At 54.5% G+C, this 24,897-nt stretch carries 22 protein-coding genes; 17 read left to right on the top strand and 5 right to left on the bottom strand.

Annotation, left to right across the window (positions count from 1 at the left end; translation table 11 throughout):
• Positions 1-111 precede the first annotated feature (111 nt).
• From C173_RS02860 to C173_RS02900, 9 genes are all read left to right on the top strand, one after another.
• Entirely contained in the window at positions 112-1,659 is a 1,548-nt protein-coding gene (locus C173_RS02860) for a spore germination protein (protein WP_235191740.1), read from the top strand.
• Complete coding sequence (locus C173_RS02865; protein WP_036722239.1) at positions 1,656-2,813, top strand: Ger(x)C family spore germination protein; 1,158 nt, start codon at positions 1,656-1,658, stop codon at positions 2,811-2,813. Before C173_RS02860 ends, C173_RS02865 begins: the two co-directional genes overlap by 4 nt.
• A 2-nt stretch (positions 2,814-2,815) precedes the next feature.
• The gene (locus C173_RS02870; protein ID WP_036722240.1) at positions 2,816-3,019 is read left to right on the top strand and encodes a hypothetical protein; all 204 of its coding nucleotides are present in this window, start codon (positions 2,816-2,818) and stop codon (positions 3,017-3,019) included.
• Positions 3,020-3,046: 27 nt separating this feature from the next.
• The gene (locus C173_RS02875) at positions 3,047-4,171 is read left to right on the top strand and encodes a GerAB/ArcD/ProY family transporter (protein WP_036722242.1); all 1,125 of its coding nucleotides are present in this window, start codon (positions 3,047-3,049) and stop codon (positions 4,169-4,171) included.
• A gap of 123 nt (positions 4,172-4,294) precedes the next feature.
• Complete coding sequence (locus C173_RS02880; protein ID WP_036722244.1) at positions 4,295-4,915, top strand: alpha/beta hydrolase; 621 nt, start codon at positions 4,295-4,297, stop codon at positions 4,913-4,915.
• Between the two features lie 57 nt (positions 4,916-4,972).
• Positions 4,973-5,773: a phosphotransferase family protein gene (locus tag C173_RS02885; protein ID WP_036722246.1), complete on the top strand. Its 801-nt coding sequence runs from the start codon at positions 4,973-4,975 to the stop codon at positions 5,771-5,773.
• Positions 5,774-5,821: 48 nt separating this feature from the next.
• Positions 5,822-6,367 carry a DUF1697 domain-containing protein gene (locus C173_RS02890; protein WP_036722249.1) on the top strand — a complete coding sequence of 182 codons (546 nt, stop codon included), beginning with the start codon at positions 5,822-5,824 and terminating at the stop codon, positions 6,365-6,367.
• A gap of 163 nt (positions 6,368-6,530) precedes the next feature.
• Complete coding sequence (locus C173_RS02895; protein ID WP_036722251.1) at positions 6,531-8,747, top strand: glycosyltransferase family 39 protein; 2,217 nt, start codon at positions 6,531-6,533, stop codon at positions 8,745-8,747.
• 84 nt (positions 8,748-8,831) lie between these two features.
• Entirely contained in the window at positions 8,832-9,815 is a 984-nt protein-coding gene (locus tag C173_RS02900) for a glycosyltransferase family 2 protein (RefSeq protein ID WP_036722252.1), read from the top strand.
• 75 nt (positions 9,816-9,890) lie between these two features.
• Here C173_RS02900 and C173_RS02905 read toward each other — a convergent pair whose 3' ends face one another.
• From C173_RS02905 to C173_RS02915, 3 genes are all read right to left on the bottom strand, one after another.
• Positions 9,891-10,457 (bottom strand): FAD-dependent oxidoreductase, encoded by a 567-nt coding sequence (locus tag C173_RS02905; RefSeq protein WP_036722255.1) that lies wholly within the window; start codon positions 10,455-10,457, stop codon positions 9,891-9,893.
• A 104-nt stretch (positions 10,458-10,561) separates the two neighbouring features.
• The gene (locus C173_RS02910; protein WP_036722257.1) at positions 10,562-12,031 is read right to left on the bottom strand and encodes a sensor histidine kinase; all 1,470 of its coding nucleotides are present in this window, start codon (positions 12,029-12,031) and stop codon (positions 10,562-10,564) included.
• Positions 12,028-12,714 (bottom strand): response regulator transcription factor, encoded by a 687-nt coding sequence (locus tag C173_RS02915; protein WP_036722260.1) that lies wholly within the window; start codon positions 12,712-12,714, stop codon positions 12,028-12,030. The genes C173_RS02910 and C173_RS02915 overlap by 4 nt, the downstream gene beginning before the upstream one ends.
• A 481-nt stretch (positions 12,715-13,195) precedes the next feature.
• Between C173_RS02915 and C173_RS02920 the strand changes: the two genes are divergently transcribed.
• The 3 genes from C173_RS02920 (at position 13,196) to C173_RS02930 (ending at position 18,026) form a co-directional block, all read left to right on the top strand.
• Entirely contained in the window at positions 13,196-14,359 is a 1,164-nt protein-coding gene (locus tag C173_RS02920) for a glucose-1-phosphate adenylyltransferase (protein ID WP_036722262.1), read from the top strand.
• A gap of 23 nt (positions 14,360-14,382) precedes the next feature.
• Positions 14,383-15,486, top strand: coding sequence for a glucose-1-phosphate adenylyltransferase subunit GlgD (glgD, locus tag C173_RS02925; protein ID WP_036722265.1), 1,104 nt, complete (start codon positions 14,383-14,385; stop codon positions 15,484-15,486).
• A 107-nt stretch (positions 15,487-15,593) separates the two neighbouring features.
• Positions 15,594-18,026 (top strand): glycogen/starch/alpha-glucan phosphorylase, encoded by a 2,433-nt coding sequence (locus C173_RS02930; protein WP_036722267.1) that lies wholly within the window; start codon positions 15,594-15,596, stop codon positions 18,024-18,026.
• A gap of 240 nt (positions 18,027-18,266) precedes the next feature.
• Here C173_RS02930 and C173_RS02935 read toward each other — a convergent pair whose 3' ends face one another.
• Positions 18,267-18,746, bottom strand: a complete 480-nt coding sequence (locus C173_RS02935) for a GAF domain-containing protein (protein ID WP_036722270.1) — start codon at positions 18,744-18,746, stop codon at positions 18,267-18,269.
• A 231-nt stretch (positions 18,747-18,977) separates the two neighbouring features.
• On the opposite strand from C173_RS02935, the gene C173_RS02940 reads away from it, so the two are divergent.
• The 3 genes from C173_RS02940 (at position 18,978) to C173_RS02950 (ending at position 21,550) form a co-directional block, all read left to right on the top strand.
• The gene (locus tag C173_RS02940) at positions 18,978-19,277 is read left to right on the top strand and encodes a hypothetical protein (RefSeq protein ID WP_036700151.1); all 300 of its coding nucleotides are present in this window, start codon (positions 18,978-18,980) and stop codon (positions 19,275-19,277) included.
• Positions 19,278-19,456: 179 nt separating this feature from the next.
• Entirely contained in the window at positions 19,457-20,026 is a 570-nt protein-coding gene (locus C173_RS02945) for a GNAT family N-acetyltransferase (protein WP_036722272.1), read from the top strand.
• A 9-nt stretch (positions 20,027-20,035) separates the two neighbouring features.
• Positions 20,036-21,550, top strand: coding sequence for an MDR family MFS transporter (locus C173_RS02950; RefSeq protein WP_036722274.1), 1,515 nt, complete (start codon positions 20,036-20,038; stop codon positions 21,548-21,550).
• 490 nt (positions 21,551-22,040) lie between these two features.
• Here the strand turns inward: C173_RS02950 and C173_RS02955 are convergent, their stop codons facing one another.
• Positions 22,041-22,508, bottom strand: coding sequence for a MarR family winged helix-turn-helix transcriptional regulator (locus C173_RS02955; protein ID WP_036722277.1), 468 nt, complete (start codon positions 22,506-22,508; stop codon positions 22,041-22,043).
• A gap of 258 nt (positions 22,509-22,766) precedes the next feature.
• Between C173_RS02955 and C173_RS02960 the strand changes: the two genes are divergently transcribed.
• Together C173_RS02960 and C173_RS02965 are read left to right on the top strand one after the other, a co-directional pair.
• A complete protein-coding gene (locus tag C173_RS02960; protein ID WP_155991207.1) occupies positions 22,767-23,561 on the top strand; it encodes an ABC transporter ATP-binding protein in 795 nt (264 codons plus the stop codon).
• Entirely contained in the window at positions 23,558-24,808 is a 1,251-nt protein-coding gene (locus C173_RS02965) for an ABC transporter permease (RefSeq protein ID WP_036722279.1), read from the top strand. The genes C173_RS02960 and C173_RS02965 overlap by 4 nt, the downstream gene beginning before the upstream one ends.
• Positions 24,809-24,897: the final 89 nt, after the last annotated feature.

A 24,897-nucleotide genomic window follows, 5' to 3' on the forward strand; every position in this document is an offset into this window, starting at 1 on the left:
CGTTCAAGGGCTGGGCGGCTTCTGCTTCTCCTATCCAGCAAATTCTGGCGAATAGGAGTTAGAGAGACGGGGGATAATCAGAGCAATAGATCTCTGAGAGGAGTGATAGCGGTGAAGAACAAGCAACCTGCACTGAACAGCGAAGCTGCCGGTACCCTATCAGCGTATCCCCCGCTAAGCCCTTCGCTGGAGGAGACAGTGGAGCGGCTGCGGAAGATATTCAATAACGACGGGACACTGAGAGTAAGGATTATAGAGAACAGCCAGGGCGCTCCCGTCCGCTGCGGGTTAATCTATGTCGATGGAATGGTGGACCGGAATCTGATTCAGACGGGGATCATCAAGCCGGTACTCGCCTACCAGCCCGCAGAAGAAGAGCACCGGGACCCTAAGGTTCTGATGGAGAGAATCCGGTTGACTGTCATTGATACCCCAGATGTCATGGTCTCCGAGGAGATGGATGGACTGATCGGGGCGGTCGTCAGCGGGAAGGCGGTGCTGCTGCTGGAAGGCTATGCCGGAGGGCTTCTCATCAATGTTCAGGGATGGGACTCCAGAGCGATAGAAGAGCCTACTACAGAGAAAACGGTGCGCGGCCCCCGTGAGGGCTTCACCGAATCGCTGCTTGTGAATCTGACCCTGATCCGCCGCAGGGTGCGCGATCCGGATCTGAAATTTGAATTCACGGAAATCGGAACACGCAGCAAGACGCAGACCTGTATCTGCTATATGGGGAGCCTGGCCTCTCCCGACATTATTAAGGAGCTGTATGACAGGCTGGAGAAGGTGGAGCTTGATCTGATTCTGGACACGGGTTATCTGTCCGAGCTGATCCGTGACGAGCCCTACTCTCCATTTGAAACCGTTGGAAGTACCGAACGGCCGGACACACTTGTGAGCAAAATCATGGAGGGCCGGGTTGCGGTCCTCGTCGAAGGCACCCCTTTTGCGCTGACCGTTCCTTATGTATTCGTTGAGAACTTCCAGGCCAGTGAGGATTATTATATCAACTATTATTTTGCATCGTTTAACCGTGTGCTTAGAGTGTTGGGAGCCTTCATGTCGATCAGTATCCCGGCCGCTTATATTGCCCTTGTAACCTATGCCCAGGAGATGGTCCCCACTCTGCTCCTGCTTAGTATTGCGACTGCCAGGCAATCGGTGCCTTTTCCAACCATAGTGGAAGCGCTGCTTATGCTGACCATCTTCGAGGTGTTGCGGGAAGCGGGGGCACGGATACCGACATCGATTGGCCAGGCTGTAAGCATTGTCGGGGCGCTGGTGCTGGGCCAGGCTGCTGTGGATGCGCGGATTGTCAGTGCGCCGATGGTCATTGTGGTGGGATTGACAGGGATAACGACGCTGCTCAATCCGAGGCTGACCGGACCGCTGATCATAGCCAGACTGGTGCTGCTGGGCACAACCTTCTTCCTGGGCCTCTACGGATATTTCTTCGGTCTGCTCGGTCTGGTCATTCATCTAATGAGTCTGCGCTCCTTCGGCGTCTCATACATGCTCGGGGTAGGCTCGATCCGCCCCCAGGATATTAAGGATACAACCATTCGTGCTCCCTGGTGGGATATGAATTTGCGGCCTGCGGTGATTGGCATGCGCAACCGGAGACGGAAGCCGCCCAAGAGGCCGGCCAAGCGGTCATGAGATCTCTGCTGAGAAGGTGTACCTCTCTTATCTCACTATTGCTGCTGCTGAGCCTGGGACTCACCGGCTGCTGGAATTATGCCGAGGTGGATGATATGGCGATTGTAGCCGGGGTGGCCATTGATAAGAATGAGGATGGGAAGCTGCTGCTTACAGCAGAGATTGTGGATACAGGCGGGTCGGCGGACAAGGCCCAGGCGGGCTACAAGATGGTCAGCCTCAGCGGGAATACGATGTTTGAAATCGTCCGCAATATGATCTCTATGACTGGCAAGAAGCTGTTCTGGAGTCATGCGAAGGCCATAATCATCAGTGAGGAAGTCGCCAGAGAGGGGCTAGTCAAAGTCATTGACTGGTACAGCCGGGACACGGAGACCCGCTCGGATGTGTTCATCTTCGTGTCTGGAGAGAAGACGGCCCGCGAGGTGCTCAATATGAAAAGCACCACGGAAGCCATCCTGTCCTTTGAATTGGCCCAGATGATGCGTGACGAGAAGTATACGAACATCGCTCCGGCTGTGGAGATCTGGGATTTCATCGACAAGCTGGAGACTTCGGGGATTAATGCGACGGCCCCCATCATTCATATTCACCGGAAAAATGGTGAGCAGAGCGAAAGGGTGGCAGGTACCGCCGTATTCGTGAAGGACCGGATGGTGGGCAAGCTGAGCGGCGATGAGACGAAGACGATGCTTATCGTCAAAAATGTACTGAAGGGTGGGGTGCTGGCTGTAGATGATAAGCGGGGGAATCCCGCGTATTCGCTGGAGATTATCTCCAATCAGACCAAGCTGAAGCACCAAATGGTGGATGGCAAGCTCCAAATAGACATTCGTACTGTAACCAAGACAGCGCTGGATGAGGTGATGACACCGGATGGATTCCTTAAGGATGAGACGCTTCAGGATATCGAGCAAAGGGCAGCCGAGCAGCTGCAGGCAGATATTCTTGCGTTAATTCATAAGATGCAGCAGGAATACGATGCTGATATTTTTGGCTTTGGCGAGAGCTTGTACGAGAACCAGCCTAAGCTCTGGGACAAAGTGAAGGACCGCTGGCCTGAGGTCTTTGCCGGTCTTGAAGTGAGCGTCAAGTCCAAGGTGACGATACAGAGCAGTGCCAAGACTTCGCGGGCCATCCGGCTGGGGGATTAAGCATGGTCATTTACGTGGTATTAATCTACGCATTGATAGCGGTCATTGATCCGTATGGGCTGCGGAAGAAGGGAATGAAGCGGGATTTCCTTGTCTGCTCCGCCCTGTATCTGATCTCCTTCGCGCTGGCCTTCGCCTTGTCGATGCACTGGGAGATTCCCAGTCCGTCCCCGCTGTTTGTGGATTGGGTGAAAAAGCTATATTAGAGCGCACCGCTGAAGGAGGAGGAGAGTGTGAGCAAAGAGACTATTCCGGCTGGCCAGTCGATCAGCATCGCTGTATTATTTGTCACCGGTGCTTCATTGTTCCTGGGAACCTCGTCACAGTCCGGCAACAGCAGCTGGATTGCCCAAATGTTGGCGATTCTGCTGGCGATTCCCCTTATGCTGATCTATGCAAGACTCCATGTCCTGTTTCCGGGCAAGGATCTGTATGACATGCTGATTGAAGTGTTCGGCTCCGTCCTGGGACGGATGCTCTGTTGTCTGTATATCTGGTATGCTTTACATCTGGGCGCGCTGGTGCTGCGCAATTTCGGGGAGTTCAGCAAGACCGTGGCTTTAACCGCAACTCCGATGCTCGCACCCATGCTTATGATTGGCCTGCTCTGTATGTGGGTGGTCCACGCCGGGATCGAGGTGCTTGGAAGAAGCGCCAAATTCCTGCTGCTGTTCTCGCTGATTGTAATTGTGATCTTACAACTACTCTCCGTACCCAAATTTGAATACCATCATTTGAAGCCGCTACTCCATACCAGATTCAACCTTATTCTTGCAGATACAGCAGGCTCGTTCACCTTCCCTTTTGCCGAGATTGTAGTCTTCCTTGGCGCATTCAGCGCTATTCCGGCCAAGGGCTCTGCCAAGCGGGTGCTGGTCAGCAGCACATTGATTGCAGGGGGGATCATTATTATGATCACGCTGCGCAACCTGCTGATGCTCGGCCCTGATATTCTGTCCAGTCTGTACTTCCCCTCATACGTGGCGGTCAGCCGGATTAACATAGGCGATTTCGTTACCCGGATCGAGGGCTCGGCGGCCATTGTGTTTGTTACGGCGCTCTTCGTCAAGGTCAGTCTGTGCCTGTATGTAACCTGCAACGGGGTAGCGAAGGTATTCAAGCTGGGGAGCTACCGGTCTGTAGTGCTTCAGATGGGGCTGATCATGATCTATCTGTCGGACTTCATATATTCCAATATTATGGAAATGGAGGAGTTCGCTTATCACATCTACAAGGTATATGCCCTCCCGTTCGAAGTGGTGATTCCTGTGGTACTATGGATTACAGCCGAGCTTCTTGCCCGCAGAAGGAACAGTAGACACAAGGCCCTTCCAGAGCAGCAGCCGGAAGGTTCATAGAGCAGCGTCAGCTATTCAGCCCCGCCCTGCGGGGCTGTCCGGTTTTCAACCTGTGCTGAAGTTAGCTATAATGAGAGGCAAGAGAGAATCTCATAGAACAGGTAGGAAAGGCGTGGATGATAGATGAGCGTATCCAGCATTGTAATGTCCTCACATTGGGGCAGAGAGGTCAGACATAAGCTTATTACGCAAGGCTCCAAGATGCTGGCTGTGGTGTTTCCGGGACAGAATTATTCCGCCGAGCGGCCGCTGCTGGATTATGCGGGCAAGCTGGCCCGGGAATACGGCTGTGACCTGCTGCTGCTTGAATACGGCTACCAGGCTGCGAGAGTATCCTTCAAGCGCGAGGAGATTGATATTGTTGCCGAGGAATGCAAGATTGCGCTTGCTTCACTTCCCGACTACGAGCAGCTTTTGTTCATCAGCAAGAGTATGGGGACGATTATTGCGGGTAAGGTTGCGTCGGAGCCCGGAGTGGGCGAGAAGGTCTCGCATCTGTTCCTTACCCCTGTTCCCGAGAGCCTTCCGTTCATACGGCAGAGCCGGGGCAGTGTAATTTATGGCGGGAGTGACCCGATGTTCACCGGGCAGCATCCTGCCGAGCTTAGCAGCATGAAGCAGGTAAGGGTATACAGGATTGACGATGCCAACCACGCTCTGGAAGTGGATAGCGTCAACGAATCACTGGCTGTGCTGCTGGTTATTATTAATTTCTATCATGAGTTTTTCCGCGATTCACTATAAAGGGAGATGAGAGCATTTACTCGCGGATCAGTCTGGATTAGCCTGGAGGGCATTGATATGCAGGGGAAGGTAATCGGTCAAGGCAGAACGGCGGAAGTGCTGGAGTACGGGGAAGGAAAGATTCTTAAGCTGTACCGCGATGACGTTCCGGAAGAGCATGTGGACTTAGAATACCGTTTCAGTAAATGGGTCTATGAACAAGGTGTTGCTACTCCGCAGCCCCATGAGCGGGTAGTGGTAGAGGGCAGACCGGGAATTGTGTATCAGCAGATCGCCGGTCCTACCCTGTTACAGCAAATGAACCGGAAGCCGTGGCTGAACTTCAGCGGCTTCAAGCAGATGGCCGGCCTGCATCATAGCCTTCACCAGCTCGATGGCATGGGCGAAGCAGGAGCGCAGAAGAAGCGGCTGGAGCAGCAGATTATCGCCGCGCCCATGCTTGAGACAGAGGAGAAGACAAAGATTCTGTCCCGGCTTGCCCGGCTGCCGAACGGGGAGAAGCTGTGCCATGGAGATTTCCACCCGGACAACATCCTGATGGACAGCAAGCTGTGGGTGATAGACTGGATGACCGGCGTCCGCGGCAATCCTGCAGCAGATGTTGCACGGTCGGTGATTATGTTCAGTATCGGGTCTATGCCTGAGTCGGCTTCTGTGTTCACTAAGGGGTTCTTAGGGTTCGCCAGGAAGCGGCTGACCGCGCAATATGTCCGCAGATATCTGAAGCTGTCAGGCTTGACGCTTGCAGATATCAACCCGTGGATACTGCCGGTAGCGGCGGCACGGCTGGTTGAGGGACTCCCGGTTCCCGAGAAGGAGCTGCTGGTCCGCGAGATCCGCAGACGCCTGAGAGCATAGCGCTGCGGGCAACAGAATAATAGATGATATAGAGAAGGCGGAACGCAGATGAATACATACATTGCCTTACTGCGCGGCATTAATGTCGGCGGCAACAAAATCATTAAGATGCAAGAACTGAAGGCGATGTTCGAAGCGCTTAAATATGAGCATGTGCGCACCTACATTCAGAGCGGCAACGTTGTATTTGAGAGTGAAGCGTTAACAGGCGACGGGCTGGCGGAGATGATTAGCGGGAAGATCCAGGAGACCTTCGGCTTTGAGGTGCCTGTAATCATCCGTTCTCTGGAGGAGCTGGAGGCGGCCATTGCCGGCAACCCGTTCCCGCAGAGTGAGCCGGAAGCCTACAAGCGCCTGTACGTCTCGTTTCTGGCAGCGGAGCCAGCCGCTGAAGCACTGGAGAAGCTCCGTCCCTATGAGGATGGAGCCGATAAGGTGCGGGTGATCGGCAAGGAGCTGTATGCCTTCTATGAAGTGAGTGTGAGCGAGTCGCCGCTGTTCAAGGTGTCATTCGACAAGCTGCTGGGAACGGCGCTTACCGCGCGCAACTGGAATACCCTGAACAAGGTAGCAGCGCTGGCCCGTAAGCCGTAAAGGAAATAGTTGCTCTCCCAAATACCCCACCAGGATGTATCTCTTGGTGGGGTATTTGGCGTGTCCGGCACGTTCAGCAAACATTCAGCGGGCATTCATTGCCGGTTAAGGTACGGATGCCATAATACACCTAAGAAATGAACGAATCGGAGTGGATCAAACGATGAAAATACTGAAGAGGCCGGGTACCGATGTTGTACTGGTAATGATTATGCTGCTGGCAGCCGTCCTGTACGGATACGGAATCTGGAATGACCAATATGCCAATACGTACTATACAACCGCAGTGGGCAGCATGCTGCAGAGCTTCCATAACTTCTTCTTCGCTTCCCTGGATTCAGCAGGGTCTGTAACGGTCGATAAGCCGCCGGTAACCTTCTGGCTGCAGACCTTAAGCGCGCTGGTCTTCGGCCTGCATGGCTGGAGTGTCATTCTCCCGCAGGTGCTCGGCGGTGTAGGCTCGGTACTCTTAGTCTATCTGCTGGTGAAGCCAACCTTCGGACGGGCGGCGGCACGGCTTGCAGCGCTCGTTATGGCGGCTACCCCGGTAGCAGCGGCAGTAAGCCGGACGAACAATATTGATGCGCTGCTGGTATTCACTCTACTGCTGGCAGCATGGTTTCTCTTCAGAGGCACCCGGACCCACCGGCCGGGTAGCCTGCTCGCCGCCTTCGGGCTTATCGGTGTCGCCTTCAATGAGAAGATGCTGCAGGCGTATATGGTTCTTCCGGCCTTTTATCTGTTCTATCTTTTGGCAGCCCAGGTGAACTGGAAAAAAAAGACCGGCACCCTTGCAGCCTGCACTGCCGTACTGCTGGCAGTGTCTCTATCCTGGGCTGTAATTGTCGATTCCATTCCGGCAGATAAGCGGCCTTACATCGGGAGCAGCGGCACCAATTCTGTGCTTAATCTGGCTTTTGGCTATAACGGTGTGTCCCGTCTGACCGGTGACCGCAGCACTGGAGGAGCCGGGAGCGGGGGCTTCGGCGGCGGCGGTGGCATGCCCGGAATGAACGGAATGAACGGGGAAATGCCGGACTTTAGCGGTGAATTCCCGCCCATGGATGGAACTGGCGGACAAGGGGGCGCGGACGGACAAGGGACGATGAACGGCCGTGATTCCGCTGCCGGGGACAATCAGAGCCGTGACAGCGGCGGGACTGCTTCAGGCCAGGACGGACGCAGTGGCGGTATGGTACCGGGCGGTCAGGATGGCGGGCGGCGCGGTGAAGGAGCGGACGGCGGCTTCGGCGGGTTCGGAAGCCCGAACGGACGCGGTGGGATGGGCGGTGGCGGCATGTTCAACACAGGCACTGCCGGTCCGCTGCGGCTGTTCCAGCAGGAGCTGTCCGGTCAGGCGAGCTGGCTGCTGCCGTTCGTGCTGTTTGGCAGCATCGGGATCTTGGCCAGCCTGCGCCGCAGGAGCTTCACCCGGCAGCATAAGGAAGCCCTGTTCTGGCTGGCCTGGCTGGTTCCGGTCATGGGATTCTTCAGCATTGCCGGCTTCTTCCACCAGTACTACCTGATTATGATGGCTCCGCCGGTGGCGGCGCTGGCAGGTGCAGGCTGGTCTCAGCTCTGGAGCTACTATAAGGAGCGGCAGACCTGGCTGTCGTGGCTGCTGCCCGCAGCCGTGCTGGCTACAACGGTGCTTGAGGTGTACATTATCCGTCCGTATAACGATACCATCGGCAGCGGCTGGTCCGTGGGCATACTGGCAGCAGGTATTGCAATGACAGTAGTGCTAATAATTCTGCGGCTGCTGAAGGCGGTACGGACTAAGCATTCCTGGTTACATGCCGCTGCGGTAGCAGGGTTCCTGGTGCTGCTGATTGGCCCGCTCTACTGGGCATTTACACCGATTGTCTATGGAAATAATAGCATGACTCCAGCAGCAGGGCCGGATAGCGGCAGCCCCTTCGGGATGGGGGCAATGAGCAACATGCCCAACATAGCCAACATGCCCGACATAGCCAACATGGGCGGCATGGGGGGAAGGAATAACGCTGCCGGTATCAATGAGTCTCTGCTGACCTATCTCAAGGAGCATAATACCGGCGAGAAATATCTGTTCGCAGCGATGGATTATGGAACGGCAGGCCCGTATATCATCGACGAAGGGGAGCAGGTCGTCATCCTGAACGGCTTCAATGCGTCAGATACGCCCTACACCCCAGCCACTCTGAAGGAGCTTGTAGAGAGCGGGCAAGTGAAGTACTTCCTGGTCACCAGCGGCGGCATGGGCGGGATGCGGGGCGGCGGCAGCTCGGAGATTACGGAATGGATTACCGCGAACGGGACGGAGGTTCCGGCCGCAGACTGGCAGGGAACGCAGAACAGCGGCAATGCCGGAACCTTGTACGAAATCACCCTGAACTAACCTGCATGAGCAGGAGATCAGGAAGCGCGTATATCCGGCCGTGTGCCGGCGCGCTTCCTTACTATTTTTAAGGAGGAGCTGCCCATGAGTGTTCAAGTGCGCTATTCCATTATAATACCGATGTTCAATGAAGAGGCTGTTATTCAGGAGACCTACCGGCGCATCAAAAAAGTAATGGGCATAACAGGCGAGCCCTACGAGCTGATCTTCGTCAATGACGGCAGCACCGACAACTGCGCGCAGATGATCGAGGAATACAGCTATTGGGATGAAAGTGTGAAGCTGATCGATCTGTCCCGCAATTTCGGGCATCAGGTCGCTATTACCGCGGGTATGGATTATGCGCTGGGCGATGCGGTCGTGATCATTGACGCGGATCTCCAGGACCCGCCCGAGCTGATTCCGGAGATGATTGCGGAGTGGAAGCAAGGCTACCAGGTCGTGTATGCCAAGCGGATCAAGCGAAACGGAGAGTCCCTGTTTAAAAAGTGGACAGCCAGCTTATTTTACCGGGTGCTGCGTTATTCGACAGATATCTCCATTCCGGTGGACACCGGTGATTTCCGCCTGATGGACCGCAGAGTCTGCGATGAGCTGAAGCGTCTGCCGGAGAAGAACCGCTTCGTGCGCGGTCTGGTCAGCTGGGTCGGATTCCGCCAGAAGGCGATAGAATACGAGCGGGAGGAGCGGCTGGCCGGAGAGACCAAATATCCGTTCAGACGGATGCTGAAGCTGTCGCTGGACGGCATTACCTCCTTCTCTTATAAGCCGCTGAAGCTGGCGGGTGTTCTTGGAGCACTGCTGTCCGTATCCGGGTTTCTGTACCTGATGTATGTGCTGTATCTGGCGCTCTTCACGGATGCGGCCGTGAAGGGCTGGGCATCGATGATCGGGATCACCTTGACCTTCAACGGGTTCGTGCTGCTCATGCTGGGTATTCTGGGGGAGTATGTCGGACGGATCTATGATGAATCGAAGGGCCGTCCCCTCTACATCGTTCAGGAATTCTACAGCGGCAGGCCGCAGCAGAGCGCGCAGGAGCAGAGAGTCGCCAGTCTCAACAAATAACCATATTCCTTCCACATCAAAGAACCGCCTCTCCTCCAAAAAGGAAAGGCGGTTCTTATGTAACAGCTGTATCTGCTAAGCCTTCAGCAAATCGTGATCGACATAACGTGCGCCGTTCAGCTCACTGATAATGTTAACGGCAACCTTGGCGCCGTCCCCGGCAGTGATTATTGCATGAACACTCATCCCGGCCACAGTTCCGGCGGCCCAGATCCCGTCGATGTTGGTTCTGCCTTCCGGTGTGGAGGCAATCACCGTCTTGATTCTTGGCTCCGTACCTTCTTTGGTCGTTACCCCGGCTGCGGCAGCCAGATCCGTCAGAACACCTGTCGCCAGCACGACATGCTTAGCTTCATAAGCAGCTCCGCTCTCTGTCCCGATGACGAAGCCCTCACCGCTGGCTTCCAGTGAGGTCGCCTGTCCGGCAACCAGCTCGGCCCCGAACTTCACGGCCTGCTTATGTCCGGTTTCTACCAGATCAGGTCCGCCGATCTCGCTAATTCCGTAATAATTCTCATACCAGCCTCTGCGGGTCATACCTTTGTCGTTGTCAATCAGCAGTGTTTTTTTGCCGGCCTTGGCAGCGAACAGGGCGGCGCTTGCACCGGCAGGACCGGCACCGATAATGGCGATTTCGTACATGAGATACCCTCCTAAAAGTTTTGATAGCATAAACCTCATGGAACCACTTCGCAAAACTCACTTCATTCCTGCCTACTATTATATCGCTATTTACAGCTCATTGGCTAATCCCGCAGGCATGGAAGGGAGACCTTGAAGGCAGCGCCCTCACCCGGAGCGCTGGATACCGTCACCTCTCCGTGATGCGCTTCTGCAATGGACCTCGTAATCGATAACCCAAGCCCGGAGCCGCCGTATTTGCGTGTGCGGGAGGAATCGCTGCGATAGAAGCGGTCGAAGACATGCGGGAGATGCTCCGCAGAGATGCCGGAACCGTTATCCTTCACGGTCAGCTCTGCCAGTTCTCCTGCGGCGTGCAGAGATATATGGATGATGCCCTTGACCGCATCGGTATGCTGAACCGCATTGTGGAATAGATTAAGAAGGACCTGTCTGATCTGATCAGGATCAACCAGGCAACGGATGCCGTAGGCCAGGTCGAAGACGACCTGCCGCTCTCCGGCCAGTACCCGCAGCTGCGCCTGCATGTCGTCAATCAGCTCGCCCAGCAGTACCTGCTTGACCTGCAGCCGGGGTGCGCCGTCCATCCGGGCGAGCAGAAGCAGGTCCTCCACCAGCTTGTTGATCCGCTTGGCTTCACCGTGCATGCTGCTGAGCGCGCTGTAGAGCTGTTCCCGGTTATCGGCAGCTCCGCGCAGCAGCACCTCCAGGAAGCCGTAGATGGACGTCAGCGGCGTCCGCAGCTCATGGGAAGCATCGGCGGCGAACCGGCGCATCTGCTCTTTCGCCTCCCGCTCATTCTTGAACGAAATCTCCAGCCGCTCCAGCATGCCGTTGAAGGACTGGGAGAGCTGGTCGATCTCAAGCTGGCCCTGCTCCTCGGGGAACCGCACATTCAGGTTGCCGGCATCGATAATCTGGGCCGAACGCCCCATGTTGGATAAGGGGACCAGTGTCTTGCGCAGCGTAGGCAAATACAGCAGCAGCCCGGCCAGCAGAGCCGCTACCGACAATGCGCCGAAGATAAGCAGCTGCTGCAGGATGACATCCCTCAGCGGTCCGGTCTCCACTGTCATCTGCAGAAGCATCCGGGCAGCACCGGGCCTGCCCAGATTCATGAAGACAGCCAGATGTCCGCTGCCATCCCCGGCGGTAATCAACTGGTAATTCCCGCCCCTCTTGTCCTGGGGGAGCTTCAACAGCTGGTCATAAGCCTCATTACTCATTCTCGGTGCAGGTGAAGCGGACAGAGTCTCTTCCTTCAAATCCATGAAGCCGCCATCCTGATTGTAGATAGCGAGGGTAGTATGGGCGTCCAGCAGCAGGGGACGACGGTCTCCTCCGGGTCGTCTGTTACCTGCATTATTGAAGATTTCAAATGGCACAGAGCGTATCTGGGTCTCCATCGCCTCTGCCCGGTTGCTGTATATGAAATTTCGCATGAGTACATACTGGAGTGTGCCGATCAGTATAAGCAATCCTGAGAGAATGAGCAGCGAGGTGACGAGCAACTGCTTGCGCAGGGAACGCGGAGCATGGAATCTGCCCGTGAATCTACGGGTCCGGGCAGTCATACCAGATCCACCCGGTACCCCGCCCCGCGCAGGGTGCGGATGATCCGGTGCTCCTTGTCGCCGAGCTTCTCCCGGAGGGAGCGGATATAGACCTCCACGATATTCTCCTCTCCGCCGAAGTCATAGCCCCACACCTTGTCCAGAATCATCGGCTTGCTCAGGACCAGTCCGTGGTTGATCACCAGATACTGCAGCAGCTCATATTCGGTCGGAGACAGCTCCAGCACCTCCTCCTTATGGCGGATCTCCTTGCGGCGGCCGTCAATCCGGAAGGGGCCGCAGCGGACCTCGCCGAGCAGGCCGGGGAACTGGTTGCGCAGCCGGGCCTGAATCCGGGCCAGCAGCTCCTCGAAGCTGAACGGCTTCACCATGTAATCATCTGCGCCCAGGGACAGGCCCGTGACGCGGTCGTCCACCTCATCCTTGGCAGTAAGCATGATGATCGCCACCTCTGCTTCCTCAGCGCGGAGGCACCGGCAGACCTCGAATCCGTCCATGCCGGGCATCATCACATCAAGGATGACGACATGCGGCTTGAAGTCGGCCGCTGCTGCCAGGGCCTCAGCGCCATCGGCGGCGGTCTGTACCTCAAAGCCTTCGTTAATTAGGCCCAGCTCCAGAAACTGAAGGATATGAGGCTCATCATCCACCAGGAGTAGCCGGACACCTTGGGCTGCTTTCATTAGCAATTCCTCCATATCCAGTAATTAAGTAAGTATAGTATGTCCATAGTTTGAAGCCACAGGTTGAAGGTTTGCTGAAAATAGGTCTTTGGAGCCAAACCTTCGATTCATTCGCGCTGATTGCGGTTAATCATATTAATCTAATTATAGTGATTTATCGCGCCATGAATATGAAATATAGTTAGAATTTACTCAGTTTAAGGCAGGCAATAAAGGGTTTTGACGGCGGGTATAGAACACTATTAGAATAAAGGATACAACCTGGTTTTTGCTTTTCATTCGGCTTAACCGGTAATATGTCCCGATCAGCTGTTTTCCTCCCCGTATCACCCGTATTCATCCTGTCTCTGCATTTCTTTTGGGCTACATCTTTTCACAACACTTCTTTTTAGGGTATTTACTTAGGTCTAACTTCACAGCATCACTCATTCAACCTAATTTATTACATGTTCCATTACCCATAAGTCAAGGAGGCTCTTCCATGAAGAAAAAAGAGATGGTAGCCATGCTATTGGCGGGAGGCCAAGGGAAAAGATTAAAAAGTTTGACCAAATCGATTGCCAAACCGGCTGTTTATTTCGGAGGAACCTACCGGATCATCGACTTCCCCCTAAGTAACTGCTCGAATTCGGGCATCGATACCGTGGGTGTGCTGACACAATATGAACCGCTGGTGCTGCATTCGTATATCGGAGTCGGAAGCGACTGGGATTTGAACCGCAAGGATGGCGGCGTATTCGTATTGCCTCCGCATGAACGGGAGAATGGAAGCAGCTGGTACCGGGGAACGGCGGATGCCATTTACCGCAATCTTAAGTTCGTGGATCAATTCGATCCGGAGCATGTGTTAATTCTGTCGGGTGACCATATTTACAAGATGGATTATCATGCCATGCTGCAATATCACAAATCCAAGAACGCCGACTGCACCATCTCGGTTATTGACGTTCCATTGGAGGAAGCGAGCCGCTTCGGCATACTGAATACGGAAGATGATCTGAAGATTTACGAGTTCGAAGAGAAGCCGGCCCAGCCTAAGAGCACACTTGCTTCTATGGGGGTATATATTTTCAAATGGGATGTTCTGCGCAAGCATCTGCTTGAGGACGGGGAGAACGCCGGATCATCCCATGACTTCGGTAAGGACATTATTCCGATGATGCTGGGTGAAGGCCAATCCCTGTACGCTTATCCTTTTGAAGGCTACTGGAGAGATGTAGGTACGGTAGACAGTCTGTGGGAAGCGAATATGGATCTTCTGAGCGATACGCCTCCCCTGAATCTGAACGATACCGGCTGGAGAATCTTCACCCGTAATCCGAATCAGCCCGCACAATATGTGGCACCGGGAGCCAAGGTATCGAGCTGCATCATTAATGAGGGCTGCATCGTGCATGGCGAGGTGAAGCACTCTGTCCTCTTTTACGGGGTTGAAGTGGGCGAAGGCAGTGTCATCACCGACTCTGTCATTATGCCCAAGGTGAAGATCGGCAAGAACGTGAGAATTCATAAAGCCATCATCAGTCAGAACACGGTCATTGAGGATAATATGGAAATCGGCGTCGACCGGGAGAATGAGAATGAAATTCTGCTGATCGACAAACGAAGCAAGAAGCTCAAATCTGTAGCAGCCAAAACCATATAACCACAAGAGGGCGGGGGATTCCGATGAAAGAGCTTATGGGTGTAATTAATCTTGATCATGAATTGGATAATTTAAATGAACTGACCTATTTCCGCTGCGGGGCAGCGGTCCCCTTCGCCAGCCGGTACCGGCTGATTGATTTCGTTTTGTCCAACATGATGCGTGCAGAGCTGGAGAGCGTGGGACTGTTCGTCCGCCGCAAATACCGGTCGCTGATGGATCATCTCGGTGACGGCAAATCGTGGGATATGAACCGTAAGCACGGCGGACTGTTCATCCTGCCGCCAGACTGGAATGACCCTACGGACACCTCCCTGGGAGACCTGCAGCATTATCATAACAATCTGGATTTCTTCAAAAGGGCTTCGGCCAAATACATCGTCTTCTCCGGCAGCCAGCACATTAACACGGTGGATCTGCAGGACCTCTATCAGTATCACCTGGAGCAGGGCGCGGATGTAACGATGGTCTACAAGCAGATTGACGAGCTTCAGCCGGAGCATGATCCGTGTCTGCGGGTCGAGCTTAATGACGACAACCTCGTTACGAATATTCACCATGAGAAGCATCATCCGAATGTGTATCTGGACATCTTCATTATGGAGAAGAAACTGTTCCTGGAGCAGGTGGAGCATTGCATTGCCCATGGCGAGAGCTATTTCTTCCGCGATGCCATTCAGAAGAACCGCCACAAATTCAAAATCTCCGCCTATGAATATAAGGGTTACCATGCCGTTATCAATTCGCTGGAGAGTTACTATAAGAACAGTCTGGAGCTGCTGAAGCAGGAGAATTACTTTGGCCTGTTTAAAGAGAATCCGGTGCAGACCAAGATTAAATACGAGGCGCCTACCCGTTATCTGGATAGTGCGTCGGTCAGCAACTCGCTGGTGGCCAACGGCTGTGTAATCGCCGGGACGGTGGAGAACAGCGTTATTTTCCGGGGCGTACAGATTCGTAAGGGTGCGAGAATTATTAATTCTGTGATTATGCAGAAATGCGTGATTGAAGAGAATGCCGTGATTGAGAATGTGATCATGGACAAAGATGTGCATCTCAGCAAAGACCGGATACTCGTTGGAGACAGCAGGCGTCCATTTGTCATTGCCAAGAGCAGCAAGATATAATATCTGGATCAGGGGGAATGTGCCACTTCGGGGCATTTCTTCTGATCCAGTGTTGTAATAGGCACTAATTTCAACCAATACATGCATCTGTAAGGAGGAACCTGCTGTTGTTCAACGATAAAGAGACTTTCAAACAAGTGTTCCGTGAGAAACTCATCGGGAAATTAGGCAAGCCGCTTGAAGAAGCTTCGAACGCCGACATCTATAATATTCTCGGCAACATGATCCGGGAGAGTGCCGGTAAGGACTGGGCGGACACCAATCAGAAGTTCAAGATCGATAAGGATAAGCAGGTATATTATTTCTCCATGGAATTCCTGATCGGCAGGCTGCTGGGCAATAACCTGCTGAATATGGGCGTGCTGGAGGTTGTCCGTGAGGGCCTCGCGGATCTGGGCTTCTGTCTGCAGGATATCGAAGAGGTGGAAGCCGATGCCGGTCTGGGCAACGGTGGGCTGGGCCGCCTGGCCGCCTGCTTCCTGGATTCGCTCGCTTCCCTGCAATATGCGGGACACGGCTGCGGTATCCGTTATAAATACGGCTTGTTCGAGCAGAAGATTGTAGACGGCTATCAGGTGGAGCTGCCCGATTACTGGCTGCAGAATGACAACGTGTGGGAAGTACGCCGCGAGGACAAACAGGTCGAGGTACATTTCTGGGGACAGGTGGACACCCGCTGGGAGAACGAAGAGCTTGTATTCGAGCATAGAGATTATGAAGCCGTACGGGCGGTTCCGTATGATATTCCGGTTATCGGTGCAGACCGCAGACATGTGAACACGCTGCGGAACTGGAGTGCCGAGTCCATCACCCAGCCATCGAGAGTCTTCGGCGCTCAGGGCGGTACGGATTATCACAAGTTCCTGGAATACAAGCGTTCGGTGGAATCTATCTCTGAATTCCTGTATCCCGATGATTCCCAGTACGAAGGCAAGCTGCTTCGTCTGAAGCAGCAGTACTTCATGTGCAGTGCCGGCCTGCAGAGTATTATCCGGACCTTCGCTAAGACGGGTCTGCCGATTGACAGCCTGCCTGACAAGGTAGCTCTGCATATCAATGACACTCATCCTACGCTGGTGATCCCTGAGCTGATGCGCATCCTGATGGATGTCTATCATCTGGGCTGGGATCAGGCCTGGAGCATGACTACCCGGATGGTGTCGTATACCAACCATACCATTCTGAGCGAAGCACTGGAGAAGTGGCCGATCGGCATGGTCAGAGAGCTGCTTCCGCGCATCTTCCTGATTATTGAGGAGATTAACGCCCGCTTCTGCGGCGAGCTGATGAGTAAATATCCCGGAGACCAGGACCGGATCAATCAGATGGCGATCATCCATGACGATCAAGTACGGATGGCACATCTGGCGATTGTCGCCAGCCACAGTGTGAACGGTGTAGCGGCGCTGCATACGGAGATTCTGCAAAAGCGTGAGATGCGGCTGTTCAATGAGATGTATCCGCACCGCTTCAATAACAAGACCAACGGCATTACGCACCGCCGCTGGCTGCAGCATGCCAATCCCGAGCTTGCCGGACTGATCAGCGAGTCCATTGGCACCCGCTGGATGCATCAGCCCCAGGAGATGATCGGACTGATCAAATACAGTGAGGATGCCTCCTTCCAGGAGCAGGTGGCCGCCATCAAACGCCGCAACAAGCTGCATTTGGCTGAATATATCACGAAAAAGCATGGTATTGCGGTAGATCCCGACTCGATCTTCGATGTACAGGTCAAGCGCCTGCATGCCTATAAGCGCCAGCTGCTGAACGTGCTTCATATTATGCATTTGTATAATCAAATCAAGGATAATCCATCCATTAATATCGTGCCGCGGACCTTCATCTTCGGTGCCAAGGCTGCTCCAAGCTATCATCTGGCCAAGCGGATCATTAAGCTGATCAATACGGTGGCTGATGTTGTGAACCGAGATCCTGACATTAACGGGAAGATCCGTATCTTCTTCCTGGAGAATTATTCGGTATCGCTGGCGGAGAAGATTATTCCGGCCGCCGATGTTAGCGAGCAGATCTCCACGGCAAGTAAGGAAGCCTCTGGTACCGGCAATATGAAGTTCATGATGAACGGTGCGCTGACGATTGGAACCATGGACGGGGCTAACGTGGAGATGCATGAGATGGTAGGGGACAATAATATGTTCCTGTTCGGCCTCCGGGCAGAGCAGGTACTTGATTATTACCAGTACGGCGGATACCACGCCCGCGATATCTATAATGGCGACGGCCGGGTAAAAGAAGTCTTGGATCAGCTAATCGTCCCTGGCCCCTTCATCTCCCATGCCCAGGAGTTCGATACACTCTTTCAGTCGCTGATTGATAACAATGACGAATTCTTCGTGCTTAAGGATTTCGCCAGCTATGTGGAGACCCATGTCAAGATTGACCTGGCTTACCGGAACCAGAAGGAATGGCTGAAGAAGTCCATCATCAATATCGGCCATTCCGGCAAATTCTCCAGCGACAATACGATTAGCCGCTACGCCGCCGAGATCTGGCATATCGATCCGGTCCGGCTGTAACGCCATCGGTACAGGCTGCAGCTTCATAGCCGCAGCTCCAGGCGGTATAATCAGAACAGCAAAGCAAAAGCCGCCCTATCCAGGAAAAAATCCTGCGTTGGGGCGGCTTCTTTGGTACATAAGAATTGATATGTTTTGGGGTCCCCGCAAAGTACCTGAGTCATCATCAAAGCTAAGCTCCACTTTGTGGGGGTATTTTGCGGTTCAGAACTTACTTGCTGCTGATGATGAAGGCTAGCCTTACAGCACCTCGGATACCATGGCTGCGAACCGTTCGAGGAAGCGGCGCTCCTCGTCGTCGAAGCGGTGCTTGAGCGGGCTGTCGATATCCAGTACGCCATAGAGGGTGTCCCCTTTGACCAGAGGAACAACTATTTCGCTGTTAGAGGCAGCATCGCAGGCAATATGCCCCGGGAAGGCATGAACATCGCCGACCACTAGCGTGCGGCGCTCGGCGGCTGCGGTTCCGCAGACACCGCGGCCCAGCGGAATCCGGATGCAGGCCGGAAGTCCCTGGAAGGGGCCGAGCACCAGCTCTGTGCCGTCGTACAAGTAGAAACCGGTCCAGTTGGTGTCCGGCAGAGAGAGCTTTAACAGCGCCGAAGCGTTGGCCAAGTTGGCAATGGCGTTCGGTTCACCCTCCATCAGTGCCCCGAGCTGGCTGAGAACGGCTTCGAACCGTTCGCTGCGAGTGCCATCATAAGGCATGGCTTGAAACATGAAGCATCACCTTCCTGTACCTTGAGTCAGTATGAATCCCATAACTGTTAACTATCAAGATAGTACAGTGAAGCGCTATACGTCAAGCATTAACGGGGGATTAACAGGTTTTACCGCTTAGTGGAAGAAGAGGAAGAAGCAAGGATTACTTAAGCGGGGATGTTTCCGGGAACTCAGGGCAGGGTAATGCTTTTATAAATACAGCAGGCTAGTAGCCAGAAGGAGTGAAACATGCGCGCCGACGTACAGAACTTGTTTATTGGAATCCATATGCTATATTGTGCACATGAGAAGGATCTGACACTAACGGAAATGCTGCCGGAGCTGGAGAACCTGGGGTATCGGGTGGCGGAGCGCGAAGTGAAACAGGAGCTGGAACGGCTGACCCAGGAGAATTTCCTCACCGCCCATGGCGACGCTTATAGTGTCACGGGAACAGGAATCGAAGAGTTCAAAGCCATTCAGGCCAAGCTTGGTGTACTGTGCACCGAAGTGCTTAAGCCGGTTAAGGCAGCGGGTGCTTCGGGTTAAGTCTGAACGTAGCTGCACCGAATGGAATATAACATTAGGGATAAGGTACAGCGTCTGACCGTGTGGCGGCAAGCCATGGGGGCAGACGCTATTTGTGATGGATAAGCGGGAGTGACAGGTAAATACGCCGTCCGGGCAGAATAAGATGTATACTGATAGGGTTGAAAGGGGACGGGAACATGTATGTGTGCGGAGGGGTTATTCCGGAATTAAGCGGACGGAGGGTACGTCTGCGGGCGATGCTGCCGGCGGACGCACAGGCGCTGTTCGCGATTTGGAGCCATCCGGAAGTAGCGCCCTGGCTGGATGGCCCGCCTCTGTCCTCTGTGGAGGATACGGAAGCACTGATTGCCCTGCTGGCGGAGTGGGCGGTGGAGGAAGAGAGCCTGCGCTGGAGCATCCTGGGGCCGGAAGGCCGTGTCATCGGCAGCTGCGGCTATAACCACTGGCAGCTTCAAGGCGCTTACCGGGGAGAGATCGGCTTCGAGCTGTCACCGGCAGCCATGCGCCAGGGGTACATGCAGGAAGCGCTTACGCTTGCGCTTGCGTTCGGCTTCCAGAGCATGGGGCTGAACCGGTTGGAAGCCTTGTGCCATCCGGGCAACCTTCGGGCAGAGCGTCTGCTCACGGGACTTGGCTTCCGGCAGGAAGGCCTGCTGCGGCAATACCGGCATACAGCATCGGGCTATCAGGATGTAGTGATGTATTCCCTGCTGCAAGGAGATACGGGCGCAGGAGAGAGAACATAGAGAGAAGGTATGGATTCATTGAGTTCACTGGGGGACAAGCAGCGGAAGTTAATATTGACAGGCGTACTGCTGGCTACATTTCTGGCAGCGATTGAAGGGACGGTAACGGGTCCGGCGGGGCCGGCCATCGTAGGGGATTTCCAGGGGATGCAGTGGCTGAGCTGGATCTTTACAGCTTATCTGCTGGCGATGGCAGTGACCACGCCGATTTTTGGCAAATTGAGCGATCTGATCGGAAGGAAGCCCGTGTTCATTGGCGGCGCCGTAGTCTTCCTCGCAGGCTCGCTGTTATGCGGAGTCTCGCAGAGTATGCAGCAGCTGATTATTTACCGGGGGATTCAGGGGATTGGTGCGGGGGCGCTGATTCCGATGACTTTTACCATTATTGGAGATATCTACAGTCTGAAGGAACGGGCGAAGACGCAGGGGCTGCTTAGCTCAGTGTGGGGGATTTCTTCGCTGGTCGGGCCGCTGCTTGGCGGTTATGTAGTGGATTACTTAAGCTGGCGCTGGGTATTCGTGTTCAATCTGCCGTTCGGCCTGCTGTCGATTATCTTCATCTCGCGTTATCTTAAGGAAGAGAAGGTCCGCCGCAAGACGAAGATCGATGTAGCCGGAGTGCTGCTGTTCGCTGCGGGAATGGGGGCGCTGCTGTTTGGCCTGACGACTGGGGGGCAGAGTCTGCCCTGGAATTCTCCGCTGCTGCTGGCTATTCTCCTGGCGGCTGTCTTGCTGCTCGTGGTGTTCCTGTTCGTGGAGCGCCGGGCCGCCGAGCCGATGCTGCCGCTGGAGCTGTTCTCCATCCGTAATATTGCAGTCTCTACAGGTGCGAATCTGCTGGTCAGCACGCTCATTATCGGGCTGTCTACGTATGTTCCGCTGTGGGTGCAGGGCGTTTTCGGCAAAAGCGCCGCTCTCTCGGGCCTGCTACTGGCACCGATGTCGGTCGGCTGGATGCTGGGCTCCATCGCGGGCGGGCGGATGATTCTGCGTGCAGGCACGCGCCGTACGGGAATGCTCGGCCTCTCGCTGATTGTTATCGCAGCCGTGGGGCTTACGCTGATGAATGCAGACTCCTCGCAGCTGCTGCTTCTGGTGCTGATGCTATTCTGCGGGGTGGGCTTCGGCTATGCCTCGACCGTCTTCACCATTATCGCCCAGTCCTCGGTGCAGCATGAGCAGCGCGGTGCGTCTACGGCACTGAACACCTTCACCCGCTCACTCGGGCAGACGGTGGGGGTGGCAATCTTCGGCTCTTGGCTGAACTTCAGTATTGACCGGAGCCTGGCGGAACAGCCGGGGGCAGCCGCCTCCGGCGCAGATATTAACCAGCTGCTTAACCCGCATAGCGGAAGCGTGCTGCCTAAGGAAGCCTGGAGCAGTCTGCAAGGTGCGCTGGAGGGCGGTCTGCACTCCCTGTTCATCGTGATGGCAGTGTTCGCTGTGATCTCCCTGGTAATCTCGGTGCGTCTTGACCAAGGGGTGCCTTCCATACAGGAAGTAAATACACCATCGAAGCGTTAAGCTTCAAGTCTTAGCACGGATTGTCCTGATTAGGAGATTTATCGAGTGAGGGCTTGAACATACAAAAATCGCTCCTTTGGGGATGGATGGCGGATCTTCCATTTACCAGAACGAGCGATTTTTTGTGTTTATTTAGGGAACTATGATTTTCTTCTATTGTGGATTATAGAGAAATCTTGCAAAAAGTGCAAGAATATTGCCCCGTAGGAGCGGTTTATGCTGAAATCCTGCAGGAAATGCAACAAATTTAGCGCTAACTTGCTCTAAACATCGGAATTTGTGCAAATAATGCAACATTGTGCTTCAGTCAGTAACTTTTATAAAGGAATCCTGCAAGATGTGCAACAAAGCTGCTCCTTACAAGCTGCTTACGCCTGATCCTGCTCAAAACAAAGGGCTGTTCCAAGCAGCCGTTACCTGCTTTTTGGAACAACCCCTACATTGGCTTAATTAGTGAATAGATTCACAACCGCCGATTCCTCAACTACCCTTATTTGCGCGGGAGCGGGGAGAGCTTCTCGGCCTGCAGGCCCATCTTCTTCAGCAGCACAATCATCTGTTCCTTCTCTTCGTCGCTGAGTCCGCTGAAGGCCAGATGCAGGCGCTCCGAGTACTTCGGATACATCTCGTTCATCAGGCGTTCGCCCTCGGTAGTCAGCTCGGCAAAAATAACACGGCGGTCACTGGGGCAAGGCTTGCGCTGCAGGTAGCCGCGTTCTTCCAGCTTGTCGATCACATAAGTAACGTTGCCGCTCTGCAGCAGCAGCTTGGCACCGATCTGCTGGATCGGCTGCGGACCTTTGTAATAGAGAACCTCCATGACTGCGAAGGCGGTCGGGTTGAAGCCTTCGATCTTGCTGCCGGTTACAGCATGCTCGTTAATGCTCTTGAAGGACTTGGCAAAAACTCTGTACAAATGCAGGGTCAACTGAGTATCGCGTTCATAGGATTGTATCATGCTTCTCCACCTCTATTGTTAATCGTACGGGCTTATCCGCACGGTTTGGAATACTTCCTTCCGGATATCTAGCCTTTACAATACGTCAAACAAAGATTGAAAAACATGTCATTTGTCACAATAAGCACACTTTTAATTATAAAAAATTGAACAATCTTTTAAAGGGCGGGTAAAGGGTGAAAATTATTGCAGCAAAGGTCCGTCTATGGTGCTATGATCGCATTATATTGAATGATGATACAGGAGATGGAGATAGATATGGAAGAGACAGAAGGTTCAGAGGAACAGAAGGCTCCGAAGCAGACGGAGGACCGGATCAACAAGTATTACGACGATGATGAGGACGACGAAGAGGATACTGTGCTTGATGTGGTAATTGAGGAAGCAGGCTATGAGGCAGGGGACATCCGCATCTCAGGAATCTCCTTCCAGGTGAGAAAGGGCGAGCTGCTGGGACTGATCGGACCGAACGGGGCCGGCAAAAGCACTACGATCAAGACGCTGCTCGGTCTGCTGAAGCATGCCAAGGCCCGGGTGAAGCTGGGCGGTGAGAACCAGTCCTACGCCTACGTGCCGGAGCAGCCGGTATTCTACGAGGACCTTACTCTGTGGGAGCATCTTGATCTGGCTGCCGCTGCCTACGGCTTAAGCTATGAAGCCTTCGAATCCACGGCGGAACAGCTGCTGGTACAGTTCAGCATGACCCATGTGCGCGATGATCTGCCGGCGGGCTTCTCCAAGGGAATGAAGCAGAAGATGATGCTCATGCTCGGCTTCCTGGTACAGCCGGATGTCTATATTGTGGACGAGCCGTTCATCGGCCTTGATCCCAGGGCCACCAAGGATTTCCTGCGCCTGCTGGAGGCGGAACGGGAACGCGGCGCCGGGGTGCTGATGTCCACGCATGTTCTGGATACAGCGGAGAAAATCTGCGACAGCTTCATTCTGATCTCCGGAGGCAAAATTGCCGCCGAGGGGACACTTGCGGCGATACGCGGGGAAGCGGGGCTGCCGGAGGGATCGCTGTTTGATTGCTTCGACGAATTAACATGAGCCGGAATTCATTTGCGTTCCCGGCTGCAAGGAATCTCTTACGACGAAGACTGTTCTCCCATTTCCGGGAGCAGACTGCTATTATCCGTACGGCTGTGGACTGGACGGTCCTGCTGTATATCCTCATCCCGGGGGGCCTCCTCGGCGGCCGCTTCTATTATGGCTACTGGAACGGCAATCTCCCGGGTTGGTTCAGCCATGTACCCTTTGTGGTCGTGCCTTCGCTGCTGGCCATTCTGCTGGCTACCGGAGGTATCGTACTGCTGCTCCAGGAAGGCGATCTGCTGTTCCTGCGGCAGCGGCAGAACTGGATCAGCACGATCCTCAAGGGCGGGATGGTCTATAGCCTAGCGGTAACTGCGCTGAAGATGGCGGCGGTATACGTCATTCTGCTGCCGTTTCTGATCCGCGGCTACGATCTGAGCACGGCAAGCGCCTATGGCCTGCTGGCGCTGACCATAACCTGTAGCTGGGCCGTTAAGCTGCTGGGCCATATCGTCAAGGTACAGCGGCAGGGCTTCCGCCGCCGGCTGTGGCTGATCCTGGCGGTGGCCGTACCCTGCGGGATCTACCTGCGTCTCGCGCTCTTCTGGAAGGACAGCCCGGCCCTTCTGTTCCTTGCGGCAGCCGCCTACGCGGTGGTGACCGTCCTGGCCTTCAGAGCCCGCCTGCGTCTGCGCGGCACGTTCATGAATGATGTGCGCGAAGACTACAAGCAGCGGATGAGAATTGCAGCGATTCTGCTGCGCCGTGTGCTGGATAAGCCGCGGCCGACACGCTATAAGCCCTGGATCTTCCGCAAGTCACAGCCGCTGCTGGCTTCGAAGCTGCCCGAGAGCCGCTTCGCCGCCGCAGGGATGAAGGCGCTGCTGCGCAATCCGGCCCACCTCAAGCTGTATTTGCAGTTCACCGGGGTGTCGCTGGTGGCCATTCTTATTGTGCCGGTAGTACTGAAATGGCTGCTGTACGCCATCTTGACATGCCTGATGGCCTACTGGCTGACCTCCTTCTGGAATCTTTTCTCCGGGGATGATTATATCGGCATTCTGCCGTTCACCAAGGAGCAGAAGGCGGACGCCGGCTCCAAGGCGATGCCCATTCTACTGACGCCCTTTGCCGTCCTGTGCTCCGCTATGCTCTGCATTCCGGCCTACGGCTGGTTGGGCTTGCTGATCTTTATCCCTGTCGGGGCTGCCGCCGGAATCTGGATCGGCCGTATCTTCAGTGTCATAAGGTTTGCAAGATAACGGCAAAGAGCCTTCCTCCACAAGCCGGGGGAAGGCTTTTTGCTGTTACGGCTGTTCTGGCTGTCACTGGCAGCATCCGGGATGTTTCT

The organism is Paenibacillus sp. FSL R7-277 (assembly GCF_000517965.1).
Taxonomy (GTDB): domain Bacteria; phylum Bacillota; class Bacilli; order Paenibacillales; family Paenibacillaceae; genus Paenibacillus_AQ; species Paenibacillus_AQ silagei.

Bases quoted from the DNA above. Each gene is read 5' to 3' on its own strand.
- C173_RS02865 (WP_036722239.1), top strand. From the start codon at position 1,656: ATGAGATCTCTGCTGAGAAGGTGTACCTCTCTTATCTCACTATTGCTG.
- C173_RS02870 (WP_036722240.1), top strand. From the start codon at position 2,816: ATGGTCATTTACGTGGTATTAATCTACGCATTGATAGCGGTCATTGAT.
- C173_RS02880 (WP_036722244.1), top strand. From the start codon at position 4,295: ATGAGCGTATCCAGCATTGTAATGTCCTCACATTGGGGCAGAGAGGTC.
- C173_RS02885 (WP_036722246.1), top strand. From the start codon at position 4,973: ATGCAGGGGAAGGTAATCGGTCAAGGCAGAACGGCGGAAGTGCTGGAG.
- C173_RS02890 (WP_036722249.1), top strand. From the start codon at position 5,822: ATGAATACATACATTGCCTTACTGCGCGGCATTAATGTCGGCGGCAAC.
- C173_RS02895 (WP_036722251.1), top strand. From the start codon at position 6,531: ATGAAAATACTGAAGAGGCCGGGTACCGATGTTGTACTGGTAATGATT.
- C173_RS02900 (WP_036722252.1), top strand. From the start codon at position 8,832: ATGAGTGTTCAAGTGCGCTATTCCATTATAATACCGATGTTCAATGAA.
- C173_RS02905 (WP_036722255.1), bottom strand. From the start codon at position 10,457: ATGTACGAAATCGCCATTATCGGTGCCGGTCCTGCCGGTGCAAGCGCC.
- C173_RS02910 (WP_036722257.1), bottom strand. From the start codon at position 12,031: ATGACTGCCCGGACCCGTAGATTCACGGGCAGATTCCATGCTCCGCGT.
- C173_RS02915 (WP_036722260.1), bottom strand. From the start codon at position 12,714: ATGAAAGCAGCCCAAGGTGTCCGGCTACTCCTGGTGGATGATGAGCCT.
- C173_RS02920 (WP_036722262.1), top strand. From the start codon at position 13,196: ATGAAGAAAAAAGAGATGGTAGCCATGCTATTGGCGGGAGGCCAAGGG.
- glgD (WP_036722265.1), top strand. From the start codon at position 14,383: ATGAAAGAGCTTATGGGTGTAATTAATCTTGATCATGAATTGGATAAT.
- C173_RS02935 (WP_036722270.1), bottom strand. From the start codon at position 18,746: ATGTTTCAAGCCATGCCTTATGATGGCACTCGCAGCGAACGGTTCGAA.
- C173_RS02940 (WP_036700151.1), top strand. From the start codon at position 18,978: ATGCGCGCCGACGTACAGAACTTGTTTATTGGAATCCATATGCTATAT.
- C173_RS02945 (WP_036722272.1), top strand. From the start codon at position 19,457: ATGTATGTGTGCGGAGGGGTTATTCCGGAATTAAGCGGACGGAGGGTA.
- C173_RS02950 (WP_036722274.1), top strand. From the start codon at position 20,036: ATGGATTCATTGAGTTCACTGGGGGACAAGCAGCGGAAGTTAATATTG.
- C173_RS02955 (WP_036722277.1), bottom strand. From the start codon at position 22,508: ATGATACAATCCTATGAACGCGATACTCAGTTGACCCTGCATTTGTAC.
- C173_RS02960 (WP_155991207.1), top strand. From the start codon at position 22,767: ATGGAAGAGACAGAAGGTTCAGAGGAACAGAAGGCTCCGAAGCAGACG.
- C173_RS02965 (WP_036722279.1), top strand. From the start codon at position 23,558: ATGAGCCGGAATTCATTTGCGTTCCCGGCTGCAAGGAATCTCTTACGA.